We start from the raw sequence: 4519 nt of genomic DNA, 5'->3' as shown, positions 1-4519 counted from the left end.
CCCGCCGCCGAGGGCGCCTCCGCGTCGCGCCGCCGACGGGGAGGCGCCGTGGCAGGCCCCCACCGTCCAGTCGCGCCCGCGCCCGCGCACCGTGTCAGCACAAGGAGAACCATGAACACCGCCGACGTCCCCTCCCGGGGCCCCGACCGGGACGACCGCACGGACTTCGCCGACGCGACCCGCGGTCTGGTCGACCGGTTCGATTCCTGTGTGATCCCCAACAGCCGGGGACGCGTGATCTGGGACAACGACCGCTGGGGCTTCCTGGACCAGGACTGCCCGGAGACGGTCCACCCGAACCTGTGGCGGATCGGACAGCTCAACGCCCACCAGGGCCTGTTCGAGGTCGTACCCGGGATCTATCAGGCGCGTGGCCTGGACGGCTCCAACATGACACTCGTGGAGGGCGACAGCGGTGTGGTGGCGATCGACCCGCTGTGTTCCAAGGAGACCGCCGCGGCGGCCATGGAGCTGTACCGCCGCAACCGCGGCGACCGCCCGGTCAAGGCCGTGGTCTACACCCACAGCCACGGTGACCACTTCGGCGGCGTCCACGGTGTCACCGACCCGCGCGCGGTCGCCGCGGGCGAGTGCGAGATCGTGGCGCCCGACGAATTCATGGAGCACGCGGTCAGCGAGAACATCTTCGCCGGGCCGGCCGTGCGCCGCCGCGCGGTCTACATGTACGGGGCGACACTCCCCGCCGGCCCTCACGGCATGGTCGGCTTCGGGCTGGCCCAGGCCATGTCCCGGGGCACCTTCGGCCTCATACCGCCCACGGTCACCGTTGAGGCCACCGGCCAGGAGCTGACCCTGGACGGAGTGCGGTTCGTCTTCCAGCTCACGCCCGACACCGAGGCGCCCAGCGAGATGAACCTGGCGCTGCCCGACCACCGGGTGCTGCTGGTCGCGGAGAACGTCACCCACACCCTGCACAACGTACTCACCCTGCGCGGCGCGCTGGTACGCGACGCCCACGCCTGGGCCGACTCCATCACCGAGTCCCTCCACCTCTTCGACGACGCCGAGGTGCTGATCGGCTCCCACCACTGGCCGACGTGGGGCCAGGACAAGGTACGGCGCATCCTCACCGAGCAGCGCGACGCCTACGCCTATCTCCACGACCAGACCGTCCGTCTGATGAACCGAGGTCTCACCGGCGCGGAGATCGCGGAGGAACTCACCGAGTTCCCCGGCGAACTGGGCCGCTCCTGGAGCGTCCGTGGCTACTACGGCTCGATCAGCCACAACGTCAAGGCGGTCTACCAGCGCTACATGGGCTGGTTCGACGGCAACCCCGCCCATCTGTGGCAGCATCCGCCGGTCGAGCAGGCCAAACGCTATGTGGCCTGTATGGGCGGCGCCGACGCCGTCCTCGCCAGGGCCCGGGTCTCGGCGGAAGAAGGCGATCTCCGCTGGGTCGCCGAGGTGGTCAACCACGTCGTCTTCGCCGACCCTTCGAACACCGAGGCCCGGGAGCTGCTGGCCACCGCGTACGAACGGCTGGGGTACGCCCAGGAGAACGGCACCTGGCGCAACTTCTACCTCACCGGAGCCAAGGAGCTGCGCGCCCCGGACGCCGAGCCCCCGGTACGCCCCGGCCTCACCCTCGGCAGCATCGACATGATGGGCGCCCTCACCACACGCCAGGTGTTCCAGAGTCTGGCCGTGTGCGTGGACGGGCCCCGCGCCGCAGCCCACCGGCTGCTGATGCGCTGGGAGTTCTCGGACACCGACGAGGTGTGGACACTGCTGCTCGGCAACGGCGTCCTCACCCCCCTGCCCGGAGACGCCCCCGGCGGCGAGAAGCCCCGGCTCACCCTCGGACTGGAACGCACCACGCTCGACCGCATCCTGTCCGGGCGCGTCTCCTTCACCGACTCCGTGGCCGCCGGGGCGATCCGGCTGGACGGCGACGCCGACGCGCTCGCCACCTTCGAGTCCCTGCTGGAGCAGCCGAGCGCCGCCTTCCGCATCGTCCTGCCATGACCACCCGCCACCACCAGCCGAGGAGCACCGGACCACACATGGCGCAGATCATCGAATACGGCAAACTGTTCATCGGCGGCCGGTGGGCCGAGCCCGCGGGCGGCGAGACCATCGAGGTGGTCTCGCCCGTGACCGAGCGGATCGTCGGCCGGGTCCCGCACGCCGGTCCGCGGGACGTGGACAAGGCGGTGGCCGCCGCCCGCGAGGCGTTCGACCACGGCCCCTGGCCACGGCTGACCGTCGCCGAGCGCGCCGAGACCGTCACACGGATCAAGGACGCGCTGCTCGCGCGCCATCAGGAGATGGCAGAGCTGATCACCCTGCAGAACGGCTCGCCGATCGGCTTCTCGGTGCGCGGCCAGGCCCTCGCCCCGGTCGGTATCTTCGGCGCCGCCCTGGCCGCCGCCGCGGAGCTGACCCCGGAGGAGGAACGCCAGGGGCTCACGGGCCCCGTGCTGGTACGGCGTCAGCCCGTCGGCGTGGTCGCCGCCATCACCCCGTGGAACGTCCCCCAGTTCACCATCGCCGGCAAGCTCGCCCCCGCCCTGCTCGCCGGCTGCACCGTCGTACTGAAGCCCTCTCCGGAAACCCCGCTGGACTCCTATCTGCTGGCGGAGATCTGCGAGCGGGCCGGGCTGCCCGATGGCGTGCTCTCCGTGCTGCCCGCGGACCGGGAGACCAGCGCCTACCTCGCAGCCCACCCCGGCATCGACAAGGTCGCCTTCACCGGCTCGGTCGGCGGGGGCAAGGCCGTCATGGCCGCCGCCGCCCAGAACCTCACCCGGGTCTCCCTGGAGCTGGGCGGCAAGTCCGCCGCCGTCGTCCTGGAGGACGCCGACCTCGACGCGGCGCTGCGCGTCATCGTCGGCGCCACCTGCGCCGCCAACAGCGGCCAGGCTTGTGTCGCCCTCACCCGCGTCCTGGTACCCGCCTCCCGTTACGGCGAGGTCGCGGCCGGGCTCACCGCGGCGTTCGGCGCACTGCGGGTCGGCGACCCGGCGGATCCCGCCACCGTCGTCGGCCCGATGACCACCCGTACCCAGCGGCAGCGGGTCCTGGACTACATCCGCATCGGCCAGGAAGAGGGCGCCAAGCTGCTGACCGGCGGCGGAACACCGGCCGACCGGCCGACCGGCTGGTACGTCGAGCCGACCCTCTTCGGCGAGGTGACCAACGACATGCGCATCGCCCGCGAGGAGATCTTCGGACCCGTCGTCTGTCTCATCCGGTACGAGACCGAGGACGACGCGGTCCGGATCGCCAACGACTCCGACTACGGCCTCTCCGGCGCCGTCTTCACCGCGGACGCCGAACGCGGCAAGCGGTTCGCCCGGCAGATCCGCACCGGCACCTTCACGATCAACGGCTTCCGCCTCGACCCCGCCGCCCCGTTCGGCGGCTTCAAGAACTCCGGCATCGGCCGCGAGTTCGGACCCGAGGGTCTGGCCGGCTACTTCGAACACCAGACCGTCCACCTGCCCGTCCCGCCCCGCCAGGGCCAGGGCACGCGAGCCCAGCAAGATCCATCAGACAGGCCCTGACCCCGCACCCGAGGAGAACGAACCCATGCGTGCTGCAGTCCTCCGGAAGACCGGCGACGAGTCCCTCGACGTCGTCGATGTGCAGGCCGTGTCCTTCGGCCCCGGACGCGTCCGGATACGGATGCACCGGGCCGGCCTGTGCCACTCGGACCTCTCGGTCATGAACGGGGTGGTGCCCCACCCCACCCCCTGCGTCCTGGGCCACGAGGGCGCGGGCGAGGTGATCGAGGTCGGCGATGGCGTCACCCATGTACGGGCCGGGGACCGGGTCATCGTCTGCTGGATGCCCCCGTGTGACACCTGTCCGTCCTGCAAAGCCGGCGACGGCCATCTGTGCCGCAGCGGCTTCCGCAATCTCGCCACACCCAACTTCCGGCTCGAAGGAGCCACCCTGCCAGGGATGTTCGGCGAGGGCGTCTTCGCCGAGGAAGTCGTCGTGGCCGCCAACGCCGCGATGCCGATCCCGGACGACCTGCCCTATGACATCGCCGCCCTGATCGGCTGCGGCGTCACCACCGGCATCGGGGCCGCGCTCAACACCGCCCGGGTGACGCCGGGTTCCTCCGTGGCCGTCATCGGACTCGGCGGTGTGGGCATGAGCATCGTCCAGGGCGCGAAGGTCGCCGGCGCCGCGCAGATCCTCGCCGTCGACCCCACGCCGAACCGGCGCGACTGGGCGCTGAAGTTCGGTGCCACCGAGGCGGTCGCCCCGGAGCGGGTCAAGGAGGCGAAGAAGAGCCTCACCGGCGGATTCGGTTTCGACTACTCCTTCGAGGCCGTCGGCAGGCCGGCCACCCTGCGCGCCGCGTACGACGCCGCGCGCAACGGCGGCGCCGTCTGCCTGGTCGGCGTCGGCGGGCAGCGGGACCTCCCCGACATCAGCATGGGCGAGCTGGTCGGCCACGAGAAGAGGATTCTGCCCTCGTTCTACGGCGGCGCCGACGTCCGCCGGACCATGACGAAGGTCATCGACCTGTGGCGGGCCGGGC

At 71.5% G+C, this 4519-nt stretch carries 3 protein-coding genes; all 3 read left to right on the top strand.

Annotated features, from left to right (window positions below; all coding sequences use genetic code 11):
* Positions 1 to 111 precede the first annotated feature (111 nt).
* The gene (locus ACWF94_RS34360; protein ID WP_453497739.1) at positions 112 to 1989 is read left to right on the top strand and encodes an alkyl/aryl-sulfatase; all 1878 of its coding nucleotides are present in this window, start codon (positions 112 to 114) and stop codon (positions 1987 to 1989) included.
* A 38-nt stretch (positions 1990 to 2027) separates the two neighbouring features.
* On the top strand, positions 2028 to 3530 hold the full coding sequence (locus tag ACWF94_RS34355; RefSeq protein ID WP_453497742.1) for an aldehyde dehydrogenase: 1503 nt from the start codon (positions 2028 to 2030) through the stop codon (positions 3528 to 3530).
* Between the two features lie 25 nt (positions 3531 to 3555).
* On the top strand, positions 3556 to 4519 hold a 964-nt coding region (locus ACWF94_RS34350), incomplete at its 3' end, for an alcohol dehydrogenase catalytic domain-containing protein (RefSeq protein WP_453497736.1).

The organism is Streptomyces sp. NPDC055078, from assembly GCF_053607985.1.
Note: the sequence above shows the minus strand (reverse complement) of the source record. Positions and strands in the feature narration are given on the sequence as shown.

What these genes read in the sequence shown, in the direction of transcription:
- ACWF94_RS34360 (WP_453497739.1), top strand. Translation starts at nt 112, where the DNA reads ATGAACACCGCCGACGTCCCCTCCCGGGGCCCCGACCGGGACGACCGC.
- ACWF94_RS34355 (WP_453497742.1), top strand. Translation starts at nt 2,028, where the DNA reads ATGGCGCAGATCATCGAATACGGCAAACTGTTCATCGGCGGCCGGTGG.